The sequence below is a fragment of the Vibrio sp. 99-8-1 genome (assembly GCF_013114595.1).
Classification (GTDB): domain Bacteria; phylum Pseudomonadota; class Gammaproteobacteria; order Enterobacterales; family Vibrionaceae; genus Vibrio.
In genome coordinates, this window is sequence record NZ_VTXE01000077.1 from 1 (window position 1) to 995 (window position 995).

At 42.3% G+C, this 995-nt stretch carries 4 tRNA genes; all 4 read left to right on the forward strand.

Annotation, left to right across the window (positions count from 1 at the left end):
• The first annotated feature begins 546 nt into the window (after nt 1-546).
• The 4 genes from F0227_RS21725 to F0227_RS21740 all read left to right on the forward strand — a co-directional run bounded on the left by F0227_RS21725 (nt 547) and on the right by F0227_RS21740 (nt 969).
• Nucleotides 547-623, forward strand: a tRNA-Met gene (locus F0227_RS21725).
• A gap of 54 nt (nt 624-677) precedes the next feature.
• A tRNA-Leu gene (locus tag F0227_RS21730) sits at nt 678-762 on the forward strand.
• Nucleotides 763-793: 31 nt separating this feature from the next.
• Nucleotides 794-878: transfer RNA gene (locus tag F0227_RS21735), tRNA-Leu, on the forward strand.
• Between the two features lie 14 nt (nt 879-892).
• Nucleotides 893-969 (forward strand) — tRNA-Met (locus F0227_RS21740).
• Nucleotides 970-995: the final 26 nt, after the last annotated feature.

Here is a 995-nt window from a genome sequence, read left to right on the forward strand (position 1 = left end):
AAGCGGTAAGGCACCGGCTTTTGATGCCGGCATTCCCTGGTTCGAATCCAGGTAGCCCAGCCATAATAAAAAGTGGTTGTGATACAGCTAGAAAAACATTTGATACAGGCATTCCCTGGTTCTCTCTTGTTCCAAAATCTAGCAGGTAGCCCAGTCATATTAAAAAGTGATTGTGATACAGCTAGAAAAACATTTGATGCCGGCATTCCCTGGTTCTCTCTTGTTCTAGAATCTAGCAGGTAACCCAATCATATTAAAAAGTGGTTGTGATACAGCTAGAAAAACATTTGATGCCGGCATTCCCTGGTTCTCTTTTGTTCTAGAATCTAGCAGGTAGCCCAGCCATAATAAAAAGTGATTGTGATACAGCTAGAAAAACATTTGATGCCGGCATTCCTTGGTTCTCTTTTGTTCTAGAATCTAGCAGGTAACCCAGTCATATTTTCTATGTTCAAGTTACATTAACTCAAACATAGTTAGATAATAGTGTGATTAACACTATTATTGCAGATGAGATTGTATTATATTGTCTCGCTCAGTTTTAATGGCTACTTAGCTCAGTTGGTTAGAGCACATCACTCATAATGATGGGGTCGCAGGTTCAAATCCCGCAGTAGCCACCACAATTCATTCAATAGTTTTTACCGATTAACTGTTGATGATATAGATATTGAGACGCGGAAGTGGCGGAATTGGTAGACGCACCAGATTTAGGTTCTGGCGCCGCAAGGTGTGAGAGTTCAAGTCTCTCCTTCCGCACCATCTCAAATTATATCTAGGAATAACAAAGTATGCGGAAGTGGCGGAATTGGTAGACGCACCAGATTTAGGTTCTGGCGCCGCAAGGTGTGAGAGTTCAAGTCTCTCCTTCCGCACCATACTTTGACAGATTGGCTACTTAGCTCAGTTGGTTAGAGCACATCACTCATAATGATGGGGTCGCAGGTTCAAATCCCGCAGTAGCCACCATTTCCTAAGCACTTTTTCGAAAGTCT